Raw genomic sequence first — 1744 nt, 5'->3', positions numbered from 1 at the left:
GGTACTGCACTCGGGAGGGTGTGGGAGAGTAGGTCGCCGCCGGCATAAATACTTTTTGTTGGTGGGTCGTTGCAGCCAAATCCCCTGTGTGGGGCGGGGGCTGCCGCGGCCCACCTTTTGTTTTACCCACGGGTAAACGGAATTAACTAGCGTTTTAGTTTACCGCGTATCTTTCTGGTGGCATGCTCATTCCTATACAGCATTCTTCGTCGGCGCTGTTTTAATTGCTCGACCCAGTCAGCTGTATCGTCGAATGCATGCGAGTGGGAATCGTGACTGGTGCATCTCGGGGCATAGGCGCCGTCTTCGCCGATAAACTTTGGCAACTACGTCCGGACCTGGATGAAATCTGGTGTATCTCTCGTAGCTACAACGATGATTCTTCCAGCGAGGACTTTGAACACTCTAGGAGCCAAGGTTCGCGTCTACGATATCTTCGTCTAGACCAGTCCGATGATCATTTTGGCGATAAAATCCGGAATCATGTCGAGCGCCATCACGCGACGATAGGTTATTTAATCCTCAATGCCGCGTATGCGAATTATGGCGATGTTAATACCCAGGACTTTTCGCAGGCTGATCAAATGATACAGACGAATATTCGCGGAACGGTCGCAGCGGTTTACTCTCTAAACGATCTATTCGAAAAGAATGCCCACATCATTCTCGTTTCATCGATCTCAGCTGTAGCACCAACACCAGGGCTCGCGGTGTACACAGCATCGAAAGCGTTTATTCGGCACTGGGGTATCTGTCTTAGAGAGGAATTAAAGCCTCATCGAGTAACTGTCACTATTTGCTACCCGGGTAAGGTTCAGACCACCGCTCTCCGGGACGTCGTGACGCAGGCGAAGTCGGTGAAGTTGCGTCTTATGCCGGAGCAGAATCTCAATTATCTGGTGGAGCGCACGTTACGTGCAGCGGAGAGGGGTCGGGCAGAGGTAGCGCCCGGCCTATATGGGTTAGTGATGGCCCTATTTAAATCTGCGCCGAAACGTGCGGTGGCTCGATTCGCGCGGTTAGTTTGAGGCTGCTCTAGTTTCGCGGTATCAAACTTTCGTTTAACCCCCTGGGTTTAGTCCGTTTAGAAGCCAGCGTTATCTGAGTAGGCTACGAAGTATGCGTAAGTTATTCACAGCTGCTTCGGTCTATCTTGGTCTTGGTCTGTTTTCTGGCGTCTTCTATCGTGAATTTACTCGTGCGATGGATTTTGGGGATAAAACGCAGCTCAATACGCTGCACACGCATTTCCTTGTTCTTGGCACAATCTTTTTCTTGGTTGCGCTGGCATTGGATGGGCAGTTCAATATTTCAGCTGTCAAGGGATTTGATCGCTGGTTCATTGTCCAGAACGTCGGTATTGTTTGGACGATTGGCATGATGGTGGCAAACGGTATCGTGCACGTTGTTTCAGGCCCGGAGGCCTGGGGTGCGATGTACTCGGGAATTGCAGGACTCGGTCACATCATCCTGACGGTCGGCTTTGTGTGGTTCTTTATGCTTCTCAATAAGGCGCTGAAGAGTCGTGAACGCGAGGTTCGCAAGGCCAACGCGGCCGTATAAATTTCCAGTGGAAATGCGTGAGCCGGATAGCTGATTCGGCGTAGGCGATAAGGCGGGTTGCGTCCGTTAGCGTGGTGTATCTGTGACTATCGGTGAGGGCCTGATGAATGCATGAGGCGACCACCGTAGTACCTTTCGATTCCATAACCACACTTCCTCGAAAGGGATAACCACGATGGCC

Annotated in this window: 2 protein-coding genes; both read left to right on the top strand. The window is 51.4% G+C overall.

All coding sequences use genetic code 11. The features are described 5' to 3' along the window. The first annotated feature begins 272 nt into the window (after positions 1-272). Entirely contained in the window at positions 273-1028 is a 756-nt protein-coding gene (locus tag NQ014_RS10780) for an SDR family NAD(P)-dependent oxidoreductase (RefSeq protein ID WP_257075336.1), read from the top strand. Positions 1029-1119: 91 nt separating this feature from the next. Then, the gene (locus NQ014_RS10775) at positions 1120-1563 is read left to right on the top strand and encodes a DUF2871 domain-containing protein (RefSeq protein ID WP_257075334.1); all 444 of its coding nucleotides are present in this window, start codon (positions 1120-1122) and stop codon (positions 1561-1563) included. Positions 1564-1744: the final 181 nt, after the last annotated feature.

Origin of the sequence: Corynebacterium sp. 5QC2CO, assembly GCF_024580435.1 — a bacterium.
Lineage (GTDB): Bacteria > Actinomycetota > Actinomycetes > Mycobacteriales > Mycobacteriaceae > Corynebacterium > Corynebacterium jeikeium_D.
The sequence above is the reverse complement of the archived record's forward strand: the minus strand, read 5'-3'. Positions and strand labels throughout refer to the sequence as shown.